Source organism: Streptomyces yangpuensis (assembly GCF_024666385.1).
Taxonomy (GTDB): domain Bacteria; phylum Actinomycetota; class Actinomycetes; order Streptomycetales; family Streptomycetaceae; genus Streptomyces; species Streptomyces yangpuensis.
The window spans coordinates 1,851,170-1,877,400 of record NZ_CP102514.1; the positions used below are offsets into that span (position 1 = coordinate 1,851,170).

A 26,231-nucleotide genomic window follows, 5' to 3' on the forward strand; every position below is an offset into this window, starting at 1 on the left:
ATGAAGCCGGGGGGCGGACATGGTGCAGCGGGAGGCCGTTCTTCGGCTGGACGACCAGTGGGCGCGGGTGCGGGCGGGGGCCGCGCAGGCGGCGCCGGCGGAACGCGAGCGGCTCCTCGACGAGCTCATCGGCGCCCTGCGCACCCTCCCGGACGACCCCGAGTGCACCGCCCTGCTCGGGCTGCGCCTCGCCGACCGGGCCGCCCTGCGGTTCGCCGCGGGGGACCGCGCGAGCGCCCTCGCCACCATCGAGGAGGGCCTGCGCAGCTCCGAACGCGCGGCCCGGCACACCCCGGAGTACGCCCGCTGGTACGCCCGCGGGCTGATCAACCACGGGGTGTGGCTGGCCTGGCCGCTGAGCGACGCGGACCGGCTGCCCAAGCACCCGCTGGGCCCGGCCGCCGCCGGCGAGGGCCCCAGCGCCATGGAGCGGGCAGCCGGTGAGCGCGCCCGTCATCTGACCCGTACCGCGGTGGAGGTGTGGGCCGGACTGGACCAGCAGGACCCGGTCAACCGGCGGGGCCTCGCGCAGGCCAAGGTGTTCCTCGGGGACCGCCTCGCCGAGCTGGGCCTGACCGAGGAAGCGGTGGCCTGGGCCGTGGACGCCGAGGCCGACTTCCGCCGGCTGCTGCTGGCCGACCCCGGGGCGGAGGAGGCCGAGGCCGCCGAGGAGGCCCTCGACCACATCGGCCGCCAGCTGGAACTGCGCCTGCGCTACCTGGCCTTCGACGAGCTGGTGGGCCTGCGCACGCGGGGGCTGCTACCCGAACGGCTGCTGCCCCGGGCCGTGGTGGCCGCCCGCATCCGGTCGGTGGAGGAGCCCGAGATCGCGGCCCGGCTGCACCTCGGCGCCGAGCAGGTGCGCACGATGCTGGAGGTCACCCCGTGGATCGCGGTATGGCGGTTCGACGTCCGGGGCCCCGACGGATCATGGAACGCACTCCCCCATCCCTGGCACAGCGCCGCAGAAGTGCGGAACCGGACGGCCGAGGACGTGGCGACCGAACTGATACAGGGGTTCACGCACTCACCGCACCACCCGGGCCACGCCGCGCACTGGCGTGTCCTGCTCTGGTGGCACGAGGAGGGCGACCCCGCCGGGGCCAGGTTCCGCCTGCTCGTGGGCCCGGACGCGGCACCCCCCACCCCCTCGTGAAACTTTGCACAAGGGGTCGCCTACGATATGGGGCGTGTTGAACCCCCTCGCATACATCGCCAGCCGCTGGACTCCGTCACCCCGGATCGTCCGGCGGGCCGCGCTCGCCGCGCTCTTCATGAGCGTGGCCATCGTCGTCACCGGCGGCGCGGTGCGGCTGACCGGATCCGGTCTCGGCTGCGACACCTGGCCCAAGTGCACCGACGACAGCCTGATCGTGACGCAGGAGCAGGGCTTCCACGGGGCCGTCGAATTCGGCAACCGGATGCTGACCTACGTGCTCAGCGCCGCCGTCGGCTGGGTGATCGTCGCGGCCCGGTCGGCCGAGCCCTGGCGCCACTCGCTGACGAAGCTCGGCTGGATCCAGTTCGCCCTCGTGGTGTGCAACGCCGTGCTCGGCGGCATCACCGTCATGACGGGCCTGAACCCGTACAGCGTGGCCGGGCACTTCCTGCTCGCCACCGCGCTGATCGCCGTGACGACCGTCACCTGGCAGCGCGTCGGCGAGGGCGACACCGCCCCGCGCCCGCGCGTCCCCGGCCCGGTGCGCAAGCTGTCGTGGGCGCTGATCGCCACCACCCTCGTCCTGATCGCCGCCGGCACGGTGGTCACCGGGTCCGGCCCGCACGCCGGTGACAGCAGCGAGATCAAGCGGATGCCGTTCGACTGGGAGGCGACCGCGCACGTGCACGCCATCGCCGCCTGGGTGGTCTGCGCGCTGGCCGTCGCGATGTGGCTGGTGCTGCGGGTGGTCGACGCCCCGGTCGACACCCGGGCCCGCGCCCGCGACCTGCTGCTCGTGCTGCTCGCCCAGGGCGGCATCGGCTACGTGCAGTACTTCACCGATGTGCCCGAGGTCCTGGTCGCCGTGCACATGCTGGGCTCCTGCCTGGTGTGGATCGCCGTGCTCCGCCTCGCGCTGAGCCTGCGCGAGCGGCCGGCCGACGAGGCGGGGCTCGCCGCACCGGGCGACGCCCAGCTCTCCTCCGTCTGATCGCCTCCGCCCGGGCCGTGAGGCCCCGTCCGCGCCGGACGGGGCCTCACGGCCCGTCCAGGCGGTAGAGGCGGCGGGCGTTGCCCGCCGCGACCATGGCCGCCACCCGGTCCGCGTCCCGCCACGACCAGGACCCCTCGGCGACCCAGCCACCCAGCACCCGGGTCAGCGCCTCCCGGAACACCAGGGCGCCCACCGCGTGCAGTTCGGGCAGCCCCCGGCCCCCGCTGGAGAACAGCAGCTTCCCGAACGGCGCGGTCTCCAGCAGCTCGGCCAGGACCGCGGCGGCCCGCGCCCCGGTCCGCCCGAGGCCCGCGCCCGCGTCGGCGTAGACGTGCGGGAAGACCTCCGCGAGCCGCGCCGTGTGCCGGTGGTACGGATGTCCGCCGAGCAGCACCAGCCGTGTGCCCAGCCCCCCGGTGGCCCGTACGAACCCGGTCAGCGCCGCGGGATCCCCCGTACCCGTGTGCAGCTGGAGCGGCAGCCCGGACGGCACCGCGCTCCACAGCAGGTGCCGCAGGAGCACGGGATCCCGTACGGGTCCACCGCGCGGCCGTCCTGCCAGCCACCGCCCGGCCGCCCCGCGCACCTCGCCCGGGCCGGGCGGATCGGGGTCGAGGGCGGGACCGCCGGCGTGGTCGGGGGCCGCGGCGCAGGCGAAGGCCGCGGCGCCGGCGGCGGCGTGGTGGACGGCCTCGGCGAGGCCGGCGAGGAAGCCGGCCACGGTCCCGGAGGTGTCGGCGGCCTGTACGGCCAGCGCTTCCAGCCGGACCGTCTCGAAGGCCTCGGCGTCGCCGGCGAGGGCCAGTTCCTTGGGGCCGGTGAGGTCCCCGGCCTGGCCGGTGTCGACGAGATAGACACCGGCCCCGGACCCCCTCAGCAGCCGCCGCGCGGTCTCGGCCGGGCCCAGCTCGCGGCGCCGGGCCAGATAGCGGGCGGGGGCCGCGTGCGGCTCCAGCCCCAGCAGCGGCGGACACCAGCGGCGGACCGCGAAACCGGTCTGGGTGTCGAAGAAGGTGGTGCCCGCGGCGGGCGGCCCGGCCGAAGGGATCAGCTGGGCCTCGAAGGTACCCAGGCCCAGCTCCGTACGGAGGACTCCGTGGCAGTACTGGTCCACCAGGGGCGGCGTTTCGATCATCCGGGCATCCCGTTGCGGACGTGAGGAAGGCGCTTCCACACGTCCTAACGGGTGAGCGGGGTGTGAGGTGTTGCTCGGGCTGTTGACCGAGACCGCACACCGGGCCCCGGTACGGGGCAGGGGGCGGTCAGGCCGCCGGGTTCTCGGGTCCGCCGAGCTGGATGCCGGCCATCCGCGACCACTCGTACGGGCCCGTCCGCACGCGCGCGGCGAACTCCCCGTCGAACTCGTCATGGAGGGTCAGTCCGGCCTTCTCGGCGGCCAGCTGCGCCACCGCGAAGGTCGGAGCGACCAGGTCGCCCCAGCCGCCGTCCGTGCCCACGAGCACGATGCGGGTGCCGGCCTGGCCGATGTGCGCGAGCTGGCCCTCGGCGCCGCCGTGCTGCTTGGCGAAGGCGCCGATCTGCTTGGCCAGCTTCGCGGCCGTACGGTCCTGCTTCTTGTCCGCGGCGCCTGCGGCGGCCGCGGTGTCTGCGGTGTCTCCCATGGAAGCCATGCTACCGGCGAGTAATCAACGGAGGAAGGGATCCACGGCCACCGCCACGAACAGCAGCGACACGTAGGTGATCGACCAGTGGAACAGGCGCATCTCCTTGAGCTTCGCGCCCGTCACACCCGCCTTGGCCCGCGCGTGCAGCGCGTGCGCCTCCCACAGCCACCAGCCGCCGGCCAGCAGCGCGACCGAGGTGTAGAACCAGCCGGTGTACCCCAGCGGGGTCAGCAGCAGCGAGACGCCGACCATGACCCAGCTGTAGAGGACGATCTGGCGCGCCACGACCTTGTTGCCCGCGACGACGGGGAGCATCGGCACACCGACCCGCGCGTAGTCGTCGGCCACCTTCATCGACAGCGGCCAGTAGTGCGGCGGCGTCCAGAAGAAGATGACGAGGAAGAGGATGACGGCGGCCCAGGAGACCTCGTTGCGGACCGCGGACCAGCCGATGAGGACCGGCAGGCAGCCGGCGATGCCACCCCAGACGATGTTCTGGGTCGTGCGCCGCTTCAACAGCATCGTGTAGACGACGACGTAGAAGAGGAGCGCGCCGAGCGAGAGCGCGGCCGACAGCCAGTTGACGAGCAGGCCGAAGAACAGGGTGGAGACCACGCCGAGCGTGATGCCGAAGACCAGGCACTCCCGCGGGCTGACCATCCCGGTCACCAGCGGGCGCTGGGAGGTCCGGTCCATCAGCGCGTCGATGTCGCGGTCGATGTACATGTTCAGCGCGTTGGCGCCGCCCGCGGACAGGTAACCGCCCACGCAGGTCACCAGGACCAGCCACAGCGACGGCACGCCCTGCTCCGCGAGGAACATCACCGGCACTGTGGTGATCAGCAGAAGTTCGATGATCCGCGGCTTGGTCAATGCCACGAAAGCCATGACGCGGGTCCCGAACGGCCGGTGACCGGGGTTCGTCCCGAGCACCCCCGCTGGACGGGATTCGACGGCCGTCACGCACACCCCTGAGAGAGAATCCAGCAAGCTCCGACTCCGGCCGTTCACGGTATGGAGGCCGGGTTGGGGCTTGCGCGTACCACGCCACTGTAGACGTTGCGCTTACGTCGCCCCGCGCCGGGGTCGCCTCGTGTTGAGCCGATCGGACCGTGCATACATACGGGGGACGACACCCGCCGTGTCCCCGTGGCCGGGTGAACGCATGGCGGCGGCGCGGTGACGGACCGCCTGCACTCGAATAGCTGCACGCCGTTGCGGGGGTAGGCTCGGAACCGCCGGTGCACCGTTCGTCACCGGGATACAAACATGTGGAGAGGAGCCCTGACCCACGGTGAGCACCAAGCCGACCACCACAGAGCTCGAGTGGACCGAACTGGACCAGCGGGCCGTCGACACCGCCCGCATCCTGGCCGCTGACGCGGTCCAGAAGGTCGGAAACGGCCACCCCGGGACGGCGATGAGCCTCGCCCCCGCCGCGTACACCCTCTTCCAGAAGGTGATGCGGCACGACCCGGCGGACCCCGAGTGGGTGGGCCGCGACCGTTTCGTGCTCTCCGCGGGGCACTCGTCCCTGACCCTCTACACCCAGCTGTACCTGGGCGGGTTCGGGCTCGAACTGGACGACCTCAAGTCCTTCCGCACCTGGGGCTCCAAGACCCCCGGCCACCCGGAGTACGGCCACACGGCCGGCGTCGAGACCACCACGGGCCCGCTCGGCCAGGGTGTCGCCAACGCGGTGGGCATGGCCATGGCCGCCCGCTACGAGCGCGGTCTCTTCGACCCGCAGGCCGCCCCCGGCACCTCCCCGTTCGACCACATGGTCTACGCGGTCGCGGGCGACGGCTGCCTCCAGGAGGGCATCTCCCACGAGGCGTCCGCACTGGCCGGCCACCAGAAGCTCGGCAACCTCGTCCTTCTCTGGGACGACAACCACATCTCCATCGAGGGTGACACGGAGACGGCCGTCTCCGAGGACACCATGAAGCGCTACGAGGCGTACGGCTGGCACGTCCAGCGCGTCGAGCAGCAGGAGAACGGCGACCTCGACCCGAAGGCGCTGTTCGCCGCGCTCCAGGCCGCGAAGGCCGTCACGGACCGCCCGTCCTTCATCGCGGCCCGCTCGATCATCGCCTGGCCCGCCCCGCACGCCCAGAACACCGAGGCCGCCCACGGCTCGGCCCTCGGCGACGACGAGGTCGCGGCCACCAAGCGCGTGCTCGGCTTCGACCCGGAGCAGACCTTCGAGGTCGCCGACGAGGTCATCGCCCACACCCGCAAGGCGCTGGACCGGGGCCGCGAGGCCAAGGCCGCCTGGGAGAAGGACTTCTCCGCCTGGCGCACCGCCAACCCGGAGCGCGCCGCCGAGTTCGACCGCATCAACGCAAACGAGCTGCCCGCGGGCTGGGAGGACGAGCTCCCCGTCTTCGAGGCCGGCAAGGCCGTCGCCACCCGCGCCGCCTCCGGCAAGGTGCTGCAGGCGCTCGGCGCGGTCATCCCGGAGCTGTGGGGCGGCTCGGCCGACCTGGCCGGCTCCAACAACACCACCATCGACAAGGACTCCTCGTTCCTGCCGGTGGGCAACCCGCTGCCGGAGGCCGACCCGTACGGCCGCACCATCCACTTCGGCATCCGCGAGCACGCCATGGCCGCGGCCATGAACGGCATCGCCCTGCACGGCCACACCCGTATCTACGGCGGCACCTTCCTGGTGTTCTCCGACTACATGCGCAACGCCGTGCGCCTGTCCGCCCTGATGCACCTGCCGGTGACCTACGTGTGGACGCACGACTCCATCGGCCTCGGCGAGGACGGTCCGACCCACCAGCCGGTCGAGCACCTCGCCTCGCTGCGCGCCATTCCGGGCCTGACCATCGTCCGTCCGGCCGACGCGAACGAGACCGCGATCGCCTGGCGCGAGATTCTGAGGCGCCACACCAAGGTGTTCGGCAAGGGCACCCCGCACGGTCTGGCCCTCACCCGCCAGGGCGTGCCGACCTACGAGGCCAACGAGAACACCGTCAAGGGCGGCTACGTGCTGTTCGAGGCCGACGGCGGCGACGCCCAGGTCGTCCTCATCGGCACCGGTTCCGAGGTCCACGTGGCCGTCGAGGCCCGCGAGCAGCTCCAGGCCGCCGGCATCCCGACCCGTGTGGTCTCGATGCCGTCCGTCGAGTGGTTCGAGGAGCAGGACCAGGCGTACAAGGACAGCGTCCTGCCGCCCTCGGTCAAGGCCCGGGTCGCGGTCGAGGCGGGCATCGGCCTGACCTGGCACCGCTACGTCGGTGACGCGGGCCGGATCGTGTCGCTGGAGCACTTCGGTGCCTCGGCCGACGCGAAGGTGCTGTTCCGCGAGTTCGGGTTCACGCCGGAGGCCGTCGCCGCCGCCGCCCGCGACTCCCTCGCCGCCGCCGCGCGCTGACGCCCGTACTACACCAGTAGGAGATGCAATTCCCATGACAGACGCACTCAAGCGCCTCTCCGACGAAGGCGTGGCGATCTGGCTGGACGACCTGTCCCGCAAGCGCATCACGTCCGGCAACCTGGCCGAGCTCATCGACCAGTCGCACGTGGTCGGTGTCACCACCAACCCGGCGATCTTCCAGAAGGCGATCAGCGGCGGCGAGGGCTACGAGCAGCAGCTCACCGACCTCGCGACCCGCAAGGTCACGGTGGACGAGGCCCTGCGCATGATCACGACGGCGGACGTCAGGGACGCCGCCGACATCCTGCGCCCGGTCTACGACCGCACCGACGGCCAGGACGGCCGCGTCTCGATCGAGGTCGACCCCCGTCTGGCCCACAACACCGCGGCGACGATCGCCGAGGCCAAGCAGCTCGCCTGGCTGGTGGACCGGCCTAACACGCTCATCAAGATCCCGGCGACGAAGGCCGGCCTGCCGGCGATCACCGAGGTCATCGGCAAGGGCATCAGCGTCAACGTCACGCTGATCTTCTCGCTGGAGCGTTACCGCGAGGTCATGGACGCGTACCTGGCGGGTCTGGAGAAGGCCAAGGCCGCCGGCCTGGACCTCTCCCTGATCCACTCGGTCGCCTCCTTCTTCGTCTCCCGCGTGGACAGCGAGATCGACAAGCGCCTGGACGCCATCGGCACGGACGAGGCGAAGGCCCTCAAGGGCAAGGCGGCGCTCGCCAACGCCCGTCTGGCCTACGAGGCCTACGAAGAGGTCTTCTCCTCGGACCGCTGGAACGCCCTGGAGCGCGCCGGAGCCAACAAGCAGCGTGCGCTGTGGGCCTCGACGGGCGTCAAGGACCCGGCGTACAAGGACACCCTGTACGTGGAGGACCTGGTCGCCCCGAACACGGTGAACACCATGCCGGAGGCCACCCTGGAGGCCACCGCGGACCACGGTTCGATCACGGGTGACACCGTGCGCGGCACCTACGAGCAGGCCCGCGCCGAGCTCGACGCGGTCGCGAAGCTGGGCATCTCGTACGACGATGTCGTTCAGCTGCTGGAAGACGAGGGCGTCGAGAAGTTCGAGGCGTCCTGGAACGACCTGCTGAAGTCGACCGAGGCGGAGCTCCAGCGCCTCGCCCCCACGGAGGCCTGAACACCTTGTCTGTAAACGGAGCGAACCCGCTTCGTGACGCACAGGACCGGCGGCTCCCGCGCATCGCGGGGCCGTCCGGCCTGGTCATTTTCGGCGTTACGGGTGACCTGTCGCGCAAGAAGCTGATGCCTGCCGTCTACGACCTGGCCAACCGCGGCCTGCTGCCGCCGGGCTTCTCCCTCATCGGCTTCGCCCGCCGGGAGTGGGAGCACGAGGACTTCGCCCAGGAGGTGTACGAGGCGGTCAAGGAGCACTCGCGCACCCCCTTCCGTGAGGAGGTCTGGCAGCAGCTCGTCCAGGGCTGCCGGTTCGTCCAGGGCGACTTCGACGACGACGCCGCCTTCGAGACGCTCAAGGCGACGATAGACGAGCTCGACAAGGCGCAGGGCACGGGCGGCAACTTCGCCTTCTACCTGTCCGTCCCGCCGAAGTTCTTCCCCAAGGTGGTCCAGCAGCTCAAGGACCACGGTCTGGCACAGAAGGAGGGCTCCTGGCGGCGCGCCGTCATCGAGAAGCCCTTCGGCCACGACCTGAAGAGCGCCGAGGAGCTCAACAAGGTCGTCCACGAGGTCTTCCCGCGTGACGAGGTCTTCCGGATCGACCACTACCTCGGCAAGGAGACCGTCCAGAACATCCTGGCGCTCCGCTTCGCCAACACGATGTTCGAGCCGATCTGGAACCGGTCCTACGTCGACCACGTGCAGATCACCATGGCCGAGGACATCGGCATCGGCGGCCGGGCGGGCTACTACGACGGCATCGGCGCGGCCCGTGACGTCATCCAGAACCACCTGCTCCAGCTGCTCGCGCTGACCGCGATGGAGGAGCCCGGCTCCTTCCACCCCAAGGCGCTGGTGGCGGAGAAGCTCAAGGTGCTGACGGCGGTGCAGCTGCCGGAGGACCTGGGCAAGCACACCGTGCGCGGCCAGTACGCGGCGGCCTGGCAGGGCGGCGAGAAGGTCGTCGGGTACCTCGAAGAGGACGGCATCGACCCCAAGTCGAAGACCGACACCTATGCGGCCATCCGCCTGGAGATCAACAACCGCCGCTGGGCGGGCGTCCCCTTCTACCTGCGGACGGGCAAGCGCCTGGGCCGCCGGGTGACGGAGATCGCGGTCGTCTTCAAGCGGGCCCCCTACCTGCCCTTCGAGTCGGGCGCGACCGAGGAGCTCGGGCAGAACGCCCTGGTCATCCGGGTCCAGCCGGACGAAGGCGTGACCGTCCGCTTCGGTTCCAAGGTTCCGGGCACCTCCATGGAGGTCCGGGACGTCACGATGGACTTCGCCTACGGCGAGTCCTTCACGGAGTCGAGCCCCGAGGCGTACGAGCGGCTCATCCTCGACGTGCTCCTCGGCGACGCGAACCTCTTCCCGCGCCACCAGGAGGTCGAACTGTCCTGGAACATCCTCGACCCGATCGAGGAGTACTGGGACAAGCACGGCAAGCCCGCGCAGTACCCGGCGGGCACCTGGGGGCCGGTCGAGGCGGACGAGATGCTCGCACGAGACGGACGGAGCTGGCGCCGGCCATGAAGATCGACCTCACGGAGACCAACTCCAGCAAGATCAACGCCGCGATGGTGCAGGCACGCCGGGACATCGGCACGCCGGCCGTCGGCATGGTCCTCACGCTGGTGATCGTGACCGACGAGGAGAACGCGTACGACGCGCTCAAGTCGGCGAACGACGCGTCCCACGAACACCCCTCGCGGATCGTCGTCGTCATCAAGCGGGCCAGCCGCTCGCCCCGCAGCCGCCGTGACGCCCGGCTCGACGCGGAAGTCCGCGTCGGGGCGGACGCGGGCAGCGGCGAGACGGTCGTGCTGCGCCTTCACGGCGAACTGGTCGACCACGCCCAGTCGGTGGTTCTCCCGCTGCTCCTTCCGGATGCGCCTGTGGTCGTCTGGTGGCCGGACGGTGCTCCCACGGACCTGGCGGGCGATCCGCTGGGTGCGCTCGGGCAGCGCCGCATCACGGACACGTACTCCTGCGAGGACCCGGTCGGGACGCTCGGCTCCCGGGCCGGGGCGTACGCGCCCGGGGACACGGATCTGTCGTGGACCCGGATCACCCCGTGGCGCTCCATGCTGGCCGCGGCACTGGACCAGCAGGCCCTGACGGTCGTCTCGGCGACCGTGGAGGGGGAGGGCGACAACCCGAGCTGTGAACTGCTGGCCATGTGGCTGGCGGACCGGCTCCAGGTCCCCGTCCGCCGCACGCTGTCGGCGGGGCCGGGCCTGACGGCCGTACGCCTGGCGACCAAGGACGGCGACATCGTCCTGAACCGGGCGGACGGCGGGCTGGCCACGCTGTGCATGCCGGGACAGCCCGACCGGAACGTGGCGCTCAAGCGCCGCGACACGGCCGAGCTCCTGGCGGAGGAGCTGCGTCGGCTGGACCCGGACAACACGTACGAGGCTTCGCTGAAGTACGGAGTGTCCCAGCTGGCGGCGGCCTCTTCGCAGCCCGAGGCCGAGGCCCCGGCCAAGGCCGAGGCGGCCGCTCCGGCCAAGGCCGAGCCCTCGAAGCCGGCGGCCAAGCCGGCGAAGAAGGCGACGGCCAAGTAGCCGGGGGCCGCTGCGCGGAGCCGCTCCCCGCCCCACCCTTTCTCCGTTTCCTGGGGCTCCGCCCCGGACCCAGCGCCTCAAACGCCGGCGGGGCTGAAGTTCAGCCTGTCCGGCGTTTGAGGACCGGGTTCCGGGGCGGAGCCCGGTTTCGGGAAGGGGCGGGGTGGGGGAAGGGCTCCGCGCAGCGGCGACCGGATATCACCCCAGAAACCACGAAGGCGGCAGCACATGGGTATGACGACTCCTCAGGTCGTCGTCCACCGGGACAAGGAACTGATGGCCCAGGCCACCGCGGCCCGGCTCATCACGAAGATCGTGGACGCCCAGACGGCCCGCGGCAGCGCGTCCGTGGTCCTCACGGGCGGCCGCAACGGCAACGGTCTCCTCGCCGCACTGGCCACCGCCCCGGCCCGCGACGCGATCGACTGGCACCGGCTGGACCTCTGGTGGGGCGACGATCGGTACGTGCCCGCCGACGACCCGGAGCGCAATCACACGCAGGCCCGGGAGGCCCTCCTGGACTCCGTCCCGGTCGACCCCGCCCGCGTGCACGCCATGCCGGCCTCGGACGGCCCGCACGGCGCCGACGTGGACGCGGCGGCCGCCGCCTACGCGGCCGAGCTGGCGCGGGCGGCCGGGCCGGAGGACCACGGTCCGGTGCCCACCTTCGACGTGCTGATGCTGGGCGTCGGCCCGGACACGCACGTGGCCTCGCTCTTCCCCGAGCACCCGGCGGCCCGGGAGACCGACCGTACGGTGGTCGGCGTGCACGGCGCGCCCAAGCCCCCGCCCACCCGGATCTCGCTGACCCTCCCGGCCATCCGGGCGGCCCGCGAGGTCTGGCTGCTGGCGGCCGGCGCGGACAAGGCAGGAGCGGTCTCCATCGCCCTCGGCGGAGCCGGCGGAGTGCAGGCGCCGGCCGCGGAGGCGTACGGGCGCTCGCGCACCCTGTGGCTGCTGGACCGCGCGGCGGCGGCCAAGCTGCCGTCCGGGATGTACCCCCCGGTCTCCTCCTGACGGTCCCCCGACACCGGCCGACACGAAGGGCCCGCCCCGGGAGAGCGGGCCCTTCGCGCGTGCGTCAGCTGCGGCCGCGCAGCGTGCGGTAGGTGTCGACCAGGGCCTTCGTCGAGGCGTCCAGTCCGGGCACGTCCGCGCCCTCGGTCAGCGCGGGCTCGATGCGCTTGGCGAGCACCTTGCCGAGCTCGACGCCCCACTGGTCGAAGGAGTCGATGTTCCACACGGCGCCCTGGACGAACACCTTGTGCTCGTACAGCGCGATCAGCTGGCCCAGCACGCCGGGGGTGAGCTCCGTGGCCAGGATGGTGGTCGTCGGGTGGTTGCCGTGGAAGGTCTTGTGCGGGACGAGCGACTCCGGCGTGCCCTCCGCGCGGACCTCGTCGGCCGTCTTGCCGAAGGCAAGGGCCTGGGTCTGCGCGAAGAAGTTGGCCATCAGCAGGTCGTGCTGGGCGGCCGGGGCCGCTTCCAGCTCGGCCACCGGGTTCGCGAAGCCGATGAAGTCCGCGGGGATCATTTTCGTCCCCTGGTGGATCAGCTGGTAGTAGGCGTGCTGGCCGTTGGTGCCGGGCGTGCCCCAGACCACCGGGCCGGTCTGCCACTCCACCGGATTGCCGTCGCGGTCCACGGACTTGCCGTTGGACTCCATGTCCAGCTGCTGCAGGTAAGCGGTGAAGCGCGAGAGGTAGTGGCTGTACGGGAGCACCGCGTGCGACTGCGCGTCGAAGAAGTCGCCGTACCAGATCCCCAACAGGCCCAGCAGCAGCGGGGCGTTCTCCTCGGGCGGCGCTGTGCGGAAGTGCTGGTCCATCAGGTGGAAGCCGGCGAGCAGGTCACGGAAGGCGGCCGGACCGATCGCGATCATCAGGGAGAGCCCGATGGCCGAGTCGAAGGAGTAGCGTCCGCCGACCCAGTCCCAGAACCCGAACATGTTGGCCGGATCGATGCCGAACTCGGTGACCTTCTCGGCGTTGGTCGACAGCGCGACGAAGTGCCGTGCCACGGCCGCCTGGTCGCCGCCCAGTCCCGCGAGCAGCCAGCCGCGCGCCGACGTGGCGTTGGTGATGGTCTCGATGGTGGTGAAGGTCTTGGAGGCGATGATGAACAGCGTCTCGGCCGGGTCCAGGTCGCGCACGGCCTCGTGCAGGTCCGCGCCGTCGACGTTGGACACGAAGCGCACGGTCAGGTCGCGGTCGGCGAAGGCGCGCAGGGCCTCGTACGCCATCGCGGGACCCAGGTCGGAGCCGCCGATGCCGATGTTGACGACGTTCTTGATGGTCTTGCCGGTGAAGCCGGTCCACTTCCCCGACCGGATCTGCTCGGAGAAGGCCGCCATCTTGTCGAGGACCGCGTGCACGCCGGGGACGACGTTCTCGCCGTCCACCTCGACGACCGTGTCGGCCGGTGCGCGCAGTGCGGTGTGCAGGACCGCCCGGTCCTCGGTCGTGTTGATCTTCTCGCCGCGGAACATGGCCTCGCGCAGCTCGGCCACGCCCGTCGCCGCCGCCAGTTCGCGCAGCAGCTCCAGCGTCTCGTCGGTGACGAGGTGCTTGGAGTAGTCGATGTGCAGGTCGCCGACCTGCAGGGTGTAACCGGCGCCGCGGCCGGGGTTCTCCTCGAACAGCTGCCGCAGGTGCGTGTGCCCGAACTCCTCCCGGTGCTTGCCGAGTGCCAGCCACTGCGGCGTCCGGTTGAGCTTCGCCCTGCTCTCTGTGTTCATCTCGGACATCAACCCGTTTCTTCCGTCCTGTCGTGCCCCGCCGTTCACCAACTTAAGGGATCACAAGCGGCGCAACGCACACAAAGAGGCCCGGCCCCGCAGGAGAGATTCCTGCGGGGCCGGGCCTCACGTCATATTCGCCGGGCGGGGTCAGATCTCGCCCCGGAGCTTGGCGAGCGCCTCGGCGAGGATCGCCTCACCGTCGGCGTCCGAGCGCCGCTCACGCACGTACGCCAGGTGCGTCTTGTACGGCTCGGTGCGCGGCGGGGCGGGCGGGTTGTCCCGGTCCTGGCCGGCCGGGAACCCGCAGCGCGGGCAGTCCCAGGTGTCCGGCACCTGCGCGTCGCTGGCGAAGCTCGGCTGCGTCTCGTGCCCGTTCGAGCACCAGAAGGAGATGCGCAGGCGGGGCGCGGACTCGCCACGCTCTGCCTCACCCATCGGCCCCGCTCCGACCCGGCTACCACGGATCGCGTTGCCACTTGCCACGGTCGTAACTCCCTGCGTGAAGGTGCCGCGGAGTGTGAGTGGAAATTCCGCCGCGGAGCGCCCAAGTCTACGTAAGGCCCAACGCACGTCCAGTGAGCGGAGTTACTGATTCCACGTCGTGAACGCCAGCCTCATGATAGGCCGGGCGATGCCGACCGGACTGCCGGAATGGCGAGAACGGTCAGCTGCCCGACTTCATCACCAGGCCGAGCGCGACGATGCACGCGAACCAGAGCAGACCCACCACGACGGTGATGCGGTCCAGGTTCCGCTCCGCGACGGAGGAACCGCCGACCGACGACTGCATGCCGCCGCCGAACATGTCGGAGAGGCCGCCGCCCTTGCCCTTGTGCATCAGCACGAGCAGCATCAGCAGGGCGCTGAAGACGATCAGGGCGATCGAGAACCCCATAATCACGGCTGATTCCTACTTTCTGGCTTTTCAGGCTTTCCGGCTTGCGGGATGTGCGCGGGGGCCAGTGGCTGGTGGTTCAGCCCCTGGCCCCCGCAAGGGTACGACGGATCGGCCCTACCGCATACTCACTGGTCGCGGAAGCGGACGATCTTGACGAACTCGTCCGCGTCCAGCGCCGCGCCGCCGATCAGGGCGCCGTCGACGTCGGGCTGGGCCATGATCGCCGCGATGTTCCCGGACTTCACGGAGCCGCCGTACTGGATGCGGACCTTGTCGGCCAGCTCCTGCGAGTACAGCTCGGCCAGGCGGCCGCGGATCGCCCCGCAGACCTCCTGGGCGTCCTCGGGGGTGGCGACCTCGCCGGTCCCGATGGCCCAGACGGGCTCGTAGGCGATCACGATGGACTCGACCTGCTCGGCCGGGACGTCCTTCAGGCCGCCGTCGAGCTGGGCGAGCGTGTACGGGACCTGCTCGCCGGCCTTGCGGACGTCCAGGCCCTCGCCGACGCACAGGATCGGGGTGATCCCGTGCTTGAAGGCGGCCTTGACCTTGGCGTTGCAGATCTCGTCGGTCTCGCCGTGGTACTGGCGGCGCTCGCTGTGGCCGACGGCCACGTACGTGCACTTCAGCTTCGACAGCATCGGGCCGGAGATCTCGCCGGTGTAGGCGCCGGAGTCGTGCGCGGAGATGTCCTGGGCGCCGTACTTGATCTTCAGCTTGTCGCCGTCGACCAGGGTCTGGACGGAGCGCAGGTCGACGAAGGGCGGCAGGACCGCGACCTCGACGGCGTCGTAGTCCTTGTCGGCGAGCGCGAAGGCGAGCTTCTGGACGTGGGCGATGGCCTCGAGGTGGTTGAGGTTCATCTTCCAGTTGCCCGCCATGAGCGGGGTGCGGGTGGTCATGCGGGTCAGCCCTCCAGGGCGGCGAGGCCGGGGAGCGTCTTGCCCTCGAGGTACTCGAGGGAGGCGCCACCACCGGTGGAAATGTGGCCGAAAGCGTTCTCGTCGAAGCCCAGCGTGCGCACGGCGGCGGCCGAGTCGCCACCGCCGACGACGGTGAAGGCACTGGAGTCGACGAGGGCCTGCGCGATCGCGCGGGTGCCGCCGGCGTAGTCGGGGTGCTCGAAGACGCCCACGGGACCGTTCCAGAAGACGGTCGCCGCGTCGGCGATCTTCGAGGCGTACAGCTCGCGGGTCTTCGGGCCGATGTCCAGACCCTCCTTGTCGGCGGGGATCTTGTCCGCGTCGACGGTCTCGAAGACGGCCGGGGCCTTGGTCTTCAGGTCCGGGAAGTCGGTCGAGGCCAGGACGTCGACGGGGAGGACCAGCTCGACGCCGGTCTCCTCGGCACGCCGCATGTACTCCTTGACCTTGTCGACCTGGTCCTTCTGGAGCAGGGAGATGCCGACCTCGTAGCCCTTGGCGTAGAGGAAGGTGTAGGCCATGCCCCCGCCGATCAGCAGGCGGTCGGCCTTGCCGAGGAGCTCGTCGATGACGGCGAGCTTGTCGGAGACCTTGGCGCCGCCGAGGACCACGACGTAGGGGCGCTTGACCTCGTCCGTCAGCTTCTTCAGGACGCCGACCTCGGTGGCGATGAGCTGGCCGACCGCGTGCGGGAGCCGCGCGGGCAGGTCGAAGACCGAGGCGTGCTTGCGGTGGACGGCGCCGAAGCCGTCGCCGACATAGACGTCGGCGAGCTCCGCCAGCTGGTCCGCGAAGGCGCCGCGCTCGGCGTCGTCCTTCGAGGTCTCGCCGGCGTTGAAGCGGAGGTTCTCGATCACGGCGACCTGGCCGTCGGTGAGGGCCGCGACGGTCTCCTTGGCGGAGGAGCCGACGGTGTCGGTGGCGAACGCGACGTCCGCGCCCAGCAGTTCACCGAGCCGCGCGGCGGCCGGCGCGAGCGAGAAGGCCGGGTCCGGGGCGCCCTGGGGGCGGCCGAGGTGCGAGGCCACGACGACGCGGGCGCCGGCTTCGGCGAGCTTCTCGATCGTGGGCTGGACGGCGCGGATGCGGCCGTCGTCGGTGATGGTGCCCTCGGCGAGCGGAACGTTCAGGTCCGCGCGGACGAAGACCCGCTTGCCCTTGACGCCTTCGGCGAGCAGTTCGTCGATCGTCTTCATGTGTTTCTGACTCCTTTGGGCGCCCGTGTCGGGGGCGTAGAACGACTGGCAAGCTACAGGGTCCGAGCTGCGCATCGTCGCGCGGCCCGGACCCTGTGCCTCACATCGTGGTGTCAGCCCTGGAACTCAGAGCCGGCCGCCGACGAAGACCGTGAGGTCCACGAGGCGGTTGGAGTAGCCCCACTCGTTGTCGTACCAGCCGACGACCTTGACCTGCTTGCCCTGGACCATGGTCAGGGAGGAGTCGAAGGTGCAGGAAGCCGGCCAGTTCACGATGTCGGAGGAGACGATCGCGTCCTCGGTGTAGTCGAGGATGCCCTTCAGCTGGCCCTCGGAGGCCTTCTGGAAGGCGGCGTTGATCTCGTCCTTGGTGACCTCGCGGTCGAGCTCCAGCACGAGGTCCGTCACCGAGCCGGTGGGGACCGGGACGCGCATCGCGATGCCGTCCAGCTTGCCCTTGAGCTGCGGCAGGACCAGCGCGGTGGCCTTGGCGGCACCGGTGGAGGTCGGGATGATGTTCTCGGCGGCGGCGCGGGCGCGGCGCAGGTCCGAGTGCGGGAAGTCCAGGATGCGCTGGTCGTTCGTGTACGCGTGGACCGTCGTCATCATGCCCTTGACGATGCCGAAGTTCTCGTCGAGGACCTTGGCCATCGGCGCCACGCAGTTCGTGGTGCAGGACGCGTTGGAGATGACGTGGTGGTTGGCGTCGTCGTACTTGTCCTGGTTGACGCCCATCACGATCGTGATGTCCTCGTCCTTGGCCGGGGCCGAGATGAGGACCTTCTTCGCGCCGGCCGCGAGGTGCTTGGCGGCGTCGGCCCTCTTCGTGAAGATGCCGGTCGACTCGATGACGATGTCGGCGCCCAGTTCGCCCCAGGGGAGGTTCGCCGGGTCGCGCTCGGCGAAGGTCTTGAAGGTGTTGCCGCCGACGGTGATGGTGTCGTCGGTGTGGGACACCTCGGCCTTGAGGCGGCCCAGAATGGTGTCGTACTTGAGAAGGTGCACCAGGGTGGCGTTGTCCGTCAGGTCGTTGACACCGACGATCTCGATGTCCGCTCCCTGCTCGAGAAGAGCCCGGAAGTAGTTACGGCCAATTCGGCCAAAACCATTGATGCCTACGCGGATCGTCACGAACCGATCTCCTCGTTGGTGCGCCGGTGAGAGCGCCGGCGAGCTGAAATGGGATGTCCCCGACCGCTTACGACCCTACCTCTCCGTGAGCTTTTGGGTGACATCGGTCGAGGCCTGACACTCCCCCCACTTCACGGGGGCCGTCCCCTCCGGGGCCCGCTCCGGACACACCGGTGCGGGCCCCGGGGACCTTGGTCCCGGTCACTGTGGGTGAGCGACGAGCGTGGCGCTGATCAGCGGTTGAGCGAGCGGAGCGCCTTACCGACGAGTAGGGCGCGATCCGTCGCCGCGGGCAGGTGTTCCAGGCCGAAGCCCAGAAGTACGGTGTCACGCGTGGTCACCGAGGCATAGGAGCGGAAGAGCTCTTCTGTCCGGGACCAGTCGCCCGGAACGTCGGGACTTCCGGCGGGTGCGCCCTGGGCGGTCCAGGCGCCGAGAGAGGTCTCGAACCCCTCGGCCGCCTGCTCCCCGGCGGCCGTCGACAGGCGCACCTCGTCCGCGAAGACGCCGCGTCCGCCCGATCCGGGGTCGGTGATGGAGGAGAGCGAGAGCTCGACGGACCTGCCCGCGTAGGCACTCAGGTCGAAGGAGACCTGCTTCCAGCCGCCGGAGGACCCGGTGAAGGTGTTCCACTGACCGCTGGTGCCCTGCGGGCTGCATCCGCCGGCGTCCAGGGTGAGGTAGCGGCGCAGGAACGGGTGGCCGTTGATGAAGAACCCGGCCGCGCACTCCTCCGGGACGGCCGGGCTGCTCAGACCGCCCGCCTCCGGCAGCATGGTCCAGTCGTCGCCGCCGGCCGTGCGGGCCTCCAGCGCGGCGTGGTCGTAGCCCTCCTCCATGTTCCAGTTGAGGGCGAGCTTCAGCTTCGGCTGGTCGGCGGCGGTCACGCCGGTGAGGTCGAGGGTGCGGACGAGCCGCTTCCAGTCGCTGTCGGCGTGGAGGGCCGAGGCCATCCCGGTGCCGGCGTAGGGGGCGTACGGGTTCGCGACACCGGTGTAGCGGCCCGCCTGCGCGCTCTTGAACTGCGGGAACTGGGCGGGCGCCAGGGTCTCCGAGGTCACGGTGTAGGAGCCGGGCGCGTTCAGCGGGTTGCCCGCGGCGTCACCGAGGCCGCCCTGCGCCCCCTGCAGGGCGCCGGTGCCGGCGAAGCCGGTGGCGCCGGGGGTGCTGCTGCGGCCGTAGGCGCCGAGCCAGTACTGGCTGAAGTCGTTGGTCACGGCGCGGCCGACCTGGGCGTTGCCGCCCGCCAGCTCGCCGGCCTCGATCAGCCTGCCACCCTCGTTCAGGAAGTCGCGGACCGCCAACTGGGTTTCCCCGCCGGGGGACTTGGCTCCCGTGTAGTGGACGGCCGTGCCGAAGTGGGAGAGGACGCCGAGGTGGTGCGGGACGCCCTGGACGGCGACGTCCCAGACCGCGGCGGACCGGCCGTTGGCGCGCAGCGCGTCGACGTACGTCTGTGCGTGCCGGGCGGCGGCCCCCTCCTCGGCGATCACCAGGACGTCCGCGCGCGGCCGCTCGGCCACCGTGTACGTGAAGTGCTCGCTGGAGACCTGTTTGCCGGAGCGGTCGCGGCCGGTGAACCAGACCTCGACCTTGTCGCCCGGCTTCGCGCCCTCGATCTCGGCCCGGTACTCGTCGAACCAGTTGTTGTCCTCGCCGCCGTAGACGTCGCCGCCCTTCCAGGCCTCCAGGTCCTCGTCGTGCGTGCGGCCGCCGTTGATGCGGTAGTTGAGCTCCTTGTCCTTCAGCGCCTTGCGGGCCGTGACGGCGACCTCCTGGTCCTGTCCGCGGGCCGCGTAGGAGGTGGTGAAGGGGTCGGGGGTGAAGTCGGCCGCGCTCAGGCCGACGGAGGACGCCGGGCGGTCCGGGCGGGCGGCGCTCTCGCCGACCGCGAGGGCGAAGGGGACGTTCTTGGCGAACTCCGCCTGGATGAGCTTCTCGTCGTCCGGGAAGTTGAAGCCGGAGGCGCAGTCCTCGGGCTTCCACCGGTCGTCCGGGTCGCTCGCCGCTGCGGTCTGGCAGGTGGTCATCTCCGGCGTGAACATCATGATGCCGTTGACGTTGGCGCCGTGGCCGTCGGCCTCGCCGTTGGTGGTGTACAGCTCGGAGGAGACCTGCGGGTAGTAGCCGGGCACGGCCGGGTTCTCGGGGGTGCCGGCGAGGGCCTTGTAGGCCACGTCGTCGGGGGTGGGGGTGGCCACCTGCCAGCCCACGCCGTAGAGGATCAGCTCGGCGGCGGAGTGGTAGTTGACGGCGTACTCGAAGCCGATGCGCTTCTCGAAGGCGTCGAGGGCGACGGTCTCGGGCTCGGAGGAGGCCCGGGGGCCGCGGTAGGTCTCGCCGGCCTGGTTCGGCGAGGAGCCCTCGTTGTCGTAGCCCCACTTGTAGGCGAAGTTGCGGTTGAGGTCGACGCCGTCGCCGGTGGTGATCTTCCCGTCGCCGTTGTTGTCGCGCAGGTTCTTGCGCCACAGGCGCTGGCTGTCGGCGGCGTGCGTGTGGTCGTAGCCGTCGGGATTGGCGCTGAGCAGGAACCACAGCTCGCTGGAGTCCACCAGGCCGGTGATGCGCTGGTCCTTGCCGTAGTTGTCGAGGGTGTGGTGCATCAGCCGCCGGGTCATCTCGGGGGTGATCCACTCGCGGGCGTGCTGGTTGGACATGTAGAGCACGGAGGGCTTGGCGCCGTCCCTGGTCTTCTTCGCGTTCTTGCTGACCTTGAGGGCGAGGATGTCCTTGCCCTGGACGGTCCTGCCGATGGAGACGACCTTGGTGAGGGCCGGGTGCTCCTGGGCCGTGCGCAGGATCTCCTCCTGGAGGCCGCCCTTGCCGCTGTACGGGCGGAACACGCCGTCGCCGGCCGCCTTGGCGCGGGCCAGGCCCTGGGCCGGGATCTTGCGCTCGGCGAGCCGGACCCCCTGGGCGGCGAGCTCGCCGGCCTGGGCCGCGGTGAGGAAGAGCTCGACGCGGGCGGTCCCGGTCTCGGGGGCGCGCTCGGTGAGCTCGTGGGCGTCCTGGCCGGCCGCGAGGACGAGCGGCACCTGTTCCTTGGTGATGTCGGCGTCGTAGACCCGTACCTCCTCGGCGCCGGAGGCGGCGCCGGTGCCGGGCCGGGCCTGGGCCTGGGCAGCCGCGGGCAGTGCGGCGAGCGTGGTTGCGAAGACGAGTGCGCTTGCGGCGAGGATGACTCTCGCGCGGTGACTCATGTGCCCCCCTGGGCGTCGTCTGCCACGAAAGGTTCGGACGCCAGACTCAAGACCGGCCCATGCTCATGTCAATGGGGCATGCCGCGAAGGGGCCCGCACGAGTGATCGCGCGGGCCCCTTCCGACGTAGCCGTGGAGCGGTGTCCGGGCTATCCGGCCATGTTGTCGGCCATCTCCTCGCTGAGGTCGAGGTTCGACTCGGTGCCCGGGATGCCGAGGTCCTGGGCCCGCTTGTCGGCCATGGCGAGCAGACGCCGGATCCGGCCGGCGACCGCGTCCTTGGTCAGCGGCGGGTCGGCGAGCGCGCCCAGCTCCTCCAGGGAGGCCTGCTTGTGCTCCATGCGCAGCCGGCCGGCCGCCGCGAGGTGCTCGGGGACCTCCTCGCCGAGGATCTCCAGCGCGCGCTGCACGCGGGCTCCGGCGGCCACGGCGGCCCGCGCCGAGCGGCGCAGGTTGGCGTCGTCGAAGTTGGCGAGGCGGTTGGCGGTGGCGCGCACCTCACGCCGCATCCGCCGCTCCTCCCAGGCCAGCACCGACTCGTGCGCGCCGAGCCGGGTCAGCAGGGCGCCGATGGCGTCGCCGTCGCGGACCACGACCCGGTCCACACCGCGCACCTCGCGCGCCTTCGCGGCGATGGACAGCCTGCGGGCGGCGCCCACCAGGGCCAGGGCGGCCTCCGGGCCGGGGCAGGTGACCTCCAGGGAGGAGGACCGGCCCGGCTCGGTGAGCGAGCCGTGGGCCAGGAAGGCGCCGCGCCACGCCGCCTCGGCGTCACAGGTGGCCCCGGAGACCACCTGCGGGGGAAGACCTCGGATGGGGCGTCCGCGGCCGTCCACGAGGCCCGTCTGGCGCGCCAGCTGGTCACCGCCGGCCACGACGCGGACCACGTAGCGGCTGCCGCGGCGCAGTCCGCCGGGCGCCATCACGACGAGGTCCGAGGAGTGGCCGAAGATCTCCAGGATGTCCTTGCGCAGACGTCTGGCGGCGATCCCGGTGTCCAGCTCCGCCTCGATGACGATGCGGCCGCTCACCAGGTGCAGCCCGCCCGCGAACCGAAGGATCGCCGAGACCTCCGCCTTCCTGCAGCAGGTCCGGGTGACGGGCAGGCGGGAGATCTCGTCCTTCACCGCAGGCGTCATCGCCATGGGCCGATCCTTCCATGCATCCGAAAAATACGGTCGTACGCGGCGGCCAGCAGCTCCGGGTCGTGCTTCGGCGAGCCGTCCTGCCTGGCCACGGGGGCCAGCTCGACCGCGGCACCGAAGCGTTTCGCGGCATCGGCGAGGGACTCGCGGTCGGGCACGGCGGCCTCGTCGGCCAGCACCACGTCCAGGGCGAGTTTAGGGGCGTGTCGGGCCAAAACCTCCAAATGACGCTGCGGAGAGAAGCCCTCTGTTTCGCCGGGCTGCGGCGCGAGGTTCAGCGAGAGGACCCGCCGGGCCTTCGTCTCCATCAGCGCGTCCAGGAGTTCCGGCACCAGCAGGTGCGGGATCACGGACGAGAACCACGATCCGGGCCCCAGCACCACCCAGTCGGCGTCCAGGACGGCCGCGACGGCCTCCGGCACGGCCGGCGGGGCGCTCGGCACGACCTGTACGGACAGCACCTCGCCCGGGGTCAGCGCCACCGTGGCCTGCCCGCGGACGGTGTCGACGTCCTCGGGGCGGTCCGGGTCGTGGCCCCTGACCAGGGCCTGGAGTTCCAGGGGCACCGCCGACATGGGCAGCACCCGGCCGTGGGCGCCCAGCAGCCGGCCGACCAGGTCGAGGGCCTGGACGGGGTCGCCGAGCTGTTCCCACAGGGCGACGATCAGCAGGTTGCCGACGGCGTGCCCGTGCAGGTCGCCCTCGGACTGGAAGCGGTGCTGGATGACCCGGGCCCAGGTCTGGCCCCAGTCGTCGTCACCGCACAGCGCCGCCAGCGCCTTGCGCAGGTCGCCGGGCGGCAGCACGTCGAGCTCCTCCCGGAGCCGTCCGCTGGAGCCGCCGTCGTCGGCGACGGTGACCACGGCGGTGAGGTCACCGGTGATCCGGCGCAGGGCGGCGAGGGAGGCCGACAGGCCCTGGCCGCCGCCGAGCGCGACCACCTTGGGCGTGGCGCCCCTCCGGCGGCCGGAGCGGCCCGCGCCGTCCTCTCCCCGTCCCGGGGTGAGGCGGCGCAGGCGGCTCAGCCGCGGGGTCCGTGCGGTCACTCGCGCCCCATGTCCCGGTGTACGACGACGGTCTCGACTCCCTCGGAGGCGAGGCGGGCGGCGAGCTTCTCGGACATGGCCACGCTGCGGTGCTTGCCGCCCGTGCACCCGACCGCGATGGTCACGTACCGCTTGCCCTCGCGACGGTAGCCGGTGGCGATGAGCTGGAGCAGCTCGGTGTAACGGTCGAGGAACTCCTTGGCGCCCGGCTGGCTGAAGACGTACCCCGACACCTCCTCGTTGAGCCCGGTGAAGGGGCGCAGCTCCGGGACCCAGTGCGGGTTCGGGATGAAGCGGCAGTCGACGACGAGGTCGGCGTCCACGGGGAGGCCGTACTTGAAGCCGAAGGACATGACGGTGGCCCGCAGCTCGGGTTCCTCGTCCCCGGCGAACTGGGCGTCCATCTTGGCGCGCAGCTCGTGCACGTTGAGGCTGGAGGTGTCGATCACCAGGTCGGCGTCTCCGCGCAGCTCGCGCAGCAGGTCGCGCTCGGCCGCGATGCCGTCGGTGATGCGCCCGTCGCCCTGGAGGGGGTGCGGGCGGCGGACCGACTCGAAGCGGCGGACCAGCGCGTCGTCGGAGGACTCCAGGAAGACGATGCGGCGGGTGACGCCCTTGCTGTCGAGGTCGGCGAGGGACTCGCGCAGCGCGTCGAAGAACTGGCGGCCGCGGACGTCGACGACGACCGCGATGCGGGCCACGTTGCCCTGGGAGCGGGCACCGAGCTCCACCATGGTGGGGATCAGCGCCGGCGGGAGGTTGTCGACGACGAACCAGCCGAGGTCCTCCAGACACTTGGCCGCCGTGCTCCGGCCGGCCCCGGACATGCCGGAGATGATCACCAGCTCGGGGATGGCCGCCTCGGCGGTCTCGCCGGGCTCCACTGTCGTGCCCGTACTCACCTGTGCTCCGTCTCGGTCGTGCGTGGTCTCGTGCTCGGTCATTGCTCGGTCCCCCGTTCGGACGATGCTCCCGCTGGCGCGGGGTTCTCATCCTCAATGATCTCTCCTGTGGCCGTGTTGACGGCAGGACCGGCGGGGACCGCCCGGGCGAGGGCGGCGGCGACGGTCTCGGCCGTCTTCCGTCCTATGCCCGGGACCTCGCAGATCTGGTCGATTGTCGCCTGTCTCAGCTTCTTCACCGAACCGAAGTGCTTCACCAGGGCCTGTTTGCGGCTCTCGCCGAGGCCCGGCACCTCGTCCAGCGGGCCCGACTTCAGGCGTTTTCCGCGCTTGCTGCGCTGGTACTGGATGGCGAAGCGGTGGGCTTCGTCACGTACCCGCTGGAGCAGGTAGAGGCCCTCGCTGGTGCGGGGCAGGACGACGGGGTCGTCCTCGCCGGGCAGCCAGACCTCCTCCAGCCGCTTGGCCAGGCCGCAGACGGCTACGTCGTCGATGCCGAGCTCGTCCAGGGCCCGCCGGGCGGCGGCCACCTGCGGCCGCCCGCCGTCGACGACGACGAGCTGGGGCGGGTAGGCGAAGCGCTTGGGCTTCCCGTCGTCCTCGGGCGGCCCGTCCTCTCCGTCCTGGGGGTCCCACTCCCCCGTCCTGGACTTCTCCAGGAGGTAGCGGCGGAAGCGCCGGGAGACCACCTCGTGCATGGACCGGACGTCGTCCTGCCCCTCGCCGTGCCAGACCTGCGTGTCTCCGACACGACCTTTGATCTGGAAGCGCCGGTACTCGCTCTTGCGGGCCAGGCCGTCCTCGAAGACGACCATGGACGCGACGACGTCGTCCCCCTGGAGGTGGGAGATGTCGAAGCACTCGATGCGCAGCGGTGCGCCGTCCAGCTCCAGGGCCTCGGCGATCTCCTCCAGGGCCCGGGAGCGGGTGGTGAGGTCGCCGGCGCGCTTGGTCTTGTGCAGGGCGAGGGACTGCTGCGCGTTGCGGTGGACGGTCTCCATGAGGGCCTTCTTGTCGCCGCGCTGCGGTATCCGCAGGCTGACCTGGGACCCGCGGCGCCCGGCGAGCCACTGGGCCAGCGCGGGCGTGTCCTCGGGGAGCGCGGGGACCAGCACCTCCTTGGGGACGGCCTCGCCCTGCTCCTCGCCGTAGAGCTGCTGCAGGGCGTGCTCGACGAGCCCGGCCGTGTCGACGGCCTCGACCTTGTCGGTGACCCAGCCGCGCTGGCCGCGGACGCGCCCGCCGCGGACGTGGAAGATCTGCACGGCGGCTTCGAGCTCGTCCTCGGCGACGGCGATCAGGTCGGCGTCGGTGGCGTCGGCGAGCACCACGGCGTTCTTCTCCATGGCGCGGCGCAGCGCCCCGATGTCGTCGCGCAGCCGGGCGGCCTTCTCGTACTCCATGTCCTCGGCCGCGATGCGCATCTCCTGCTCCAGCCGGGAGAGGTAGGCGCCGGTGCGGCCGGCCATGAAGTCGCAGAAGTCCTCGGCCAGTTCGCGGTGCTCCTCGGGGGTGACCCGGCCGACGCAGGGCGCGGAGCACTTGCCGATGTAGCCGAGGAGGCAGGGCCGGCCGATCTGGGCGGAGCGCTTGAACACTCCGGCGGAGCACGTCCGCACCGGGAACACCCGCAGCATCAGGTCGACGGTCTCGCGGATCGCCCAGGCGTGGGCGTACGGACCGAAGTAGCGCACGCCCTTCTTCTTGGGGCCCCGCATGACCTGGACCCGGGGGTACTCCTCGTTCAGCGTGACGGCGAGGGAGGGGTAGCTCTTGTCGTCCCGGTACTTGACGTTGAACCGGGGGTCGTACTCCTTGATCCAGGAGTACTCCAGCTGGAGCGCCTCGACCTCGGTGGAGACCACGGTCCACTCCACGGAGGCGGCCGTGGTCACCATGGTGGCGGTCCGGGGGTGCAGGCCCGCGACGTCCTGGAAGTAGTTGGCCAGGCGCTGGCGCAGGCTCTTGGCCTTCCCGACGTAGATCACCCGGCGGTGCTCGTCGCGGAATCTGTAGACCCCGGGCGAATCGGGGATCTGCCCCGGCTGGGGCCGGTAGCTGGAAGGGTCGGCCATGCCAACCACCCTACTGGCGCGGACCGACAACGCCCCGTAGCCCTCCGGGGCTGAAAGCTCGGGGCTCCCTGCCTTTCCGCCTCGCCGGCGTTTGACG

Annotated in this window: 21 protein-coding genes; 7 read left to right on the top strand and 14 right to left on the bottom strand. The window is 71.2% G+C overall.

All coding sequences use genetic code 11. The annotated features are described in order from the left end of the window. Positions 1-19 precede the first annotated feature (19 nt). Entirely contained in the window at positions 20-1,156 is a 1,137-nt protein-coding gene (locus tag NRK68_RS08560) for a hypothetical protein (protein WP_183069565.1), read from the top strand. A 34-nt stretch (positions 1,157-1,190) separates the two neighbouring features. Next, positions 1,191-2,150, top strand: a complete 960-nt coding sequence (locus NRK68_RS08565) for a COX15/CtaA family protein (RefSeq protein WP_373023495.1) — start codon at positions 1,191-1,193, stop codon at positions 2,148-2,150. A 46-nt stretch (positions 2,151-2,196) separates the two neighbouring features. Here NRK68_RS08565 and NRK68_RS08570 read toward each other — a convergent pair whose 3' ends face one another. From NRK68_RS08570 to NRK68_RS08580, 3 genes are all read right to left on the bottom strand, one after another. Beyond that, complete coding sequence (locus NRK68_RS08570; protein WP_183069563.1) at positions 2,197-3,288, bottom strand: amidohydrolase family protein; 1,092 nt, start codon at positions 3,286-3,288, stop codon at positions 2,197-2,199. A 127-nt stretch (positions 3,289-3,415) separates the two neighbouring features. Further along, on the bottom strand, positions 3,416-3,775 hold the full coding sequence (locus NRK68_RS08575; RefSeq protein WP_257855521.1) for a hypothetical protein: 360 nt from the start codon (positions 3,773-3,775) through the stop codon (positions 3,416-3,418). A gap of 24 nt (positions 3,776-3,799) precedes the next feature. Then, the gene (locus NRK68_RS08580) at positions 3,800-4,747 is read right to left on the bottom strand and encodes a heme o synthase (RefSeq protein WP_075970093.1); all 948 of its coding nucleotides are present in this window, start codon (positions 4,745-4,747) and stop codon (positions 3,800-3,802) included. A gap of 325 nt (positions 4,748-5,072) precedes the next feature. Here NRK68_RS08580 and tkt point away from each other — a divergent pair, with 325 nt between their 5' ends. From tkt to pgl, 5 genes are all read left to right on the top strand, one after another. Next, positions 5,073-7,160 carry a transketolase gene (tkt, locus tag NRK68_RS08585; RefSeq protein WP_183069561.1) on the top strand — a complete coding sequence of 696 codons (2,088 nt, stop codon included), beginning with the start codon at positions 5,073-5,075 and terminating at the stop codon, positions 7,158-7,160. A 34-nt stretch (positions 7,161-7,194) separates the two neighbouring features. Then, entirely contained in the window at positions 7,195-8,313 is a 1,119-nt protein-coding gene (gene tal / locus NRK68_RS08590) for a transaldolase (protein WP_183069560.1), read from the top strand. 5 nt (positions 8,314-8,318) lie between these two features. Further along, entirely contained in the window at positions 8,319-9,845 is a 1,527-nt protein-coding gene (gene zwf / locus NRK68_RS08595; protein WP_030766695.1) for a glucose-6-phosphate dehydrogenase, read from the top strand. After that, positions 9,842-10,879 carry a glucose-6-phosphate dehydrogenase assembly protein OpcA gene (opcA, locus tag NRK68_RS08600; RefSeq protein WP_257855522.1) on the top strand — a complete coding sequence of 346 codons (1,038 nt, stop codon included), beginning with the start codon at positions 9,842-9,844 and terminating at the stop codon, positions 10,877-10,879. The genes zwf and opcA overlap by 4 nt, the downstream gene beginning before the upstream one ends. Positions 10,880-11,113: 234 nt before the next feature. Continuing rightward, positions 11,114-11,896 (top strand): 6-phosphogluconolactonase, encoded by a 783-nt coding sequence (gene pgl, locus NRK68_RS08605; RefSeq protein ID WP_183069558.1) that lies wholly within the window; start codon positions 11,114-11,116, stop codon positions 11,894-11,896. Positions 11,897-11,960: 64 nt separating this feature from the next. Here the strand turns inward: pgl and pgi are convergent, their stop codons facing one another. The 11 genes from pgi to uvrC form a co-directional block, all read right to left on the bottom strand. After that, complete coding sequence (pgi, locus tag NRK68_RS08610; RefSeq protein WP_183069557.1) at positions 11,961-13,616, bottom strand: glucose-6-phosphate isomerase; 1,656 nt, start codon at positions 13,614-13,616, stop codon at positions 11,961-11,963. A 150-nt stretch (positions 13,617-13,766) separates the two neighbouring features. After that, positions 13,767-14,102, bottom strand: coding sequence for an RNA polymerase-binding protein RbpA (locus NRK68_RS08615; protein ID WP_010352468.1), 336 nt, complete (start codon positions 14,100-14,102; stop codon positions 13,767-13,769). Between the two features lie 181 nt (positions 14,103-14,283). Beyond that, positions 14,284-14,514 (bottom strand): preprotein translocase subunit SecG, encoded by a 231-nt coding sequence (gene secG, locus NRK68_RS08620; RefSeq protein WP_030831296.1) that lies wholly within the window; start codon positions 14,512-14,514, stop codon positions 14,284-14,286. Positions 14,515-14,642: 128 nt separating this feature from the next. Further along, positions 14,643-15,419: a triose-phosphate isomerase gene (gene tpiA, locus NRK68_RS08625; protein ID WP_183069556.1), complete on the bottom strand. Its 777-nt coding sequence runs from the start codon at positions 15,417-15,419 to the stop codon at positions 14,643-14,645. A 5-nt stretch (positions 15,420-15,424) separates the two neighbouring features. Then, the gene (locus NRK68_RS08630; protein ID WP_183069555.1) at positions 15,425-16,636 is read right to left on the bottom strand and encodes a phosphoglycerate kinase; all 1,212 of its coding nucleotides are present in this window, start codon (positions 16,634-16,636) and stop codon (positions 15,425-15,427) included. 126 nt (positions 16,637-16,762) lie between these two features. Continuing rightward, a complete protein-coding gene (gap, locus tag NRK68_RS08635; protein WP_183069554.1) occupies positions 16,763-17,767 on the bottom strand; it encodes a type I glyceraldehyde-3-phosphate dehydrogenase in 1,005 nt (334 codons plus the stop codon). Between the two features lie 233 nt (positions 17,768-18,000). Beyond that, positions 18,001-20,967: a M14 family metallopeptidase gene (locus NRK68_RS08640; RefSeq protein WP_183069553.1), complete on the bottom strand. Its 2,967-nt coding sequence runs from the start codon at positions 20,965-20,967 to the stop codon at positions 18,001-18,003. Positions 20,968-21,115: 148 nt separating this feature from the next. Further along, complete coding sequence (whiA, locus tag NRK68_RS08645; RefSeq protein WP_030009075.1) at positions 21,116-22,111, bottom strand: DNA-binding protein WhiA; 996 nt, start codon at positions 22,109-22,111, stop codon at positions 21,116-21,118. Continuing rightward, complete coding sequence (locus tag NRK68_RS08650; RefSeq protein WP_183069552.1) at positions 22,102-23,157, bottom strand: gluconeogenesis factor YvcK family protein; 1,056 nt, start codon at positions 23,155-23,157, stop codon at positions 22,102-22,104. Before NRK68_RS08650 ends, whiA begins: the two co-directional genes overlap by 10 nt. Then, complete coding sequence (rapZ, locus tag NRK68_RS08655; RefSeq protein ID WP_051809984.1) at positions 23,154-24,101, bottom strand: RNase adapter RapZ; 948 nt, start codon at positions 24,099-24,101, stop codon at positions 23,154-23,156. The genes NRK68_RS08650 and rapZ overlap by 4 nt, the downstream gene beginning before the upstream one ends. Beyond that, on the bottom strand, positions 24,098-26,134 hold the full coding sequence (gene uvrC / locus NRK68_RS08660) for an excinuclease ABC subunit UvrC (RefSeq protein ID WP_257855523.1): 2,037 nt from the start codon (positions 26,132-26,134) through the stop codon (positions 24,098-24,100). Before uvrC ends, rapZ begins: the two co-directional genes overlap by 4 nt. Between the last annotated feature and the right edge of the window lie 97 nt (positions 26,135-26,231).

Bases quoted from the DNA above. Each gene is read 5' to 3' on its own strand.
- rapZ (WP_051809984.1), bottom strand. From the start codon at position 24,101: ATGACCGAGCACGAGACCACGCACGACCGAGACGGAGCACAGGTGAGT.
- opcA (WP_257855522.1), top strand. From the start codon at position 9,842: ATGAAGATCGACCTCACGGAGACCAACTCCAGCAAGATCAACGCCGCG.
- NRK68_RS08640 (WP_183069553.1), bottom strand. From the start codon at position 20,967: ATGAGTCACCGCGCGAGAGTCATCCTCGCCGCAAGCGCACTCGTCTTC.
- pgi (WP_183069557.1), bottom strand. From the start codon at position 13,616: ATGAACACAGAGAGCAGGGCGAAGCTCAACCGGACGCCGCAGTGGCTG.
- uvrC (WP_257855523.1), bottom strand. From the start codon at position 26,134: ATGGCCGACCCTTCCAGCTACCGGCCCCAGCCGGGGCAGATCCCCGAT.
- tal (WP_183069560.1), top strand. From the start codon at position 7,195: ATGACAGACGCACTCAAGCGCCTCTCCGACGAAGGCGTGGCGATCTGG.
- NRK68_RS08630 (WP_183069555.1), bottom strand. From the start codon at position 16,636: ATGAAGACGATCGACGAACTGCTCGCCGAAGGCGTCAAGGGCAAGCGG.
- whiA (WP_030009075.1), bottom strand. From the start codon at position 22,111: ATGGCGATGACGCCTGCGGTGAAGGACGAGATCTCCCGCCTGCCCGTC.
- tpiA (WP_183069556.1), bottom strand. From the start codon at position 15,419: ATGACCACCCGCACCCCGCTCATGGCGGGCAACTGGAAGATGAACCTC.
- secG (WP_030831296.1), bottom strand. From the start codon at position 14,514: ATGGGGTTCTCGATCGCCCTGATCGTCTTCAGCGCCCTGCTGATGCTG.
- NRK68_RS08575 (WP_257855521.1), bottom strand. From the start codon at position 3,775: ATGGGAGACACCGCAGACACCGCGGCCGCCGCAGGCGCCGCGGACAAG.
- NRK68_RS08570 (WP_183069563.1), bottom strand. From the start codon at position 3,288: ATGATCGAAACGCCGCCCCTGGTGGACCAGTACTGCCACGGAGTCCTC.
- pgl (WP_183069558.1), top strand. From the start codon at position 11,114: ATGACGACTCCTCAGGTCGTCGTCCACCGGGACAAGGAACTGATGGCC.
- NRK68_RS08560 (WP_183069565.1), top strand. From the start codon at position 20: ATGGTGCAGCGGGAGGCCGTTCTTCGGCTGGACGACCAGTGGGCGCGG.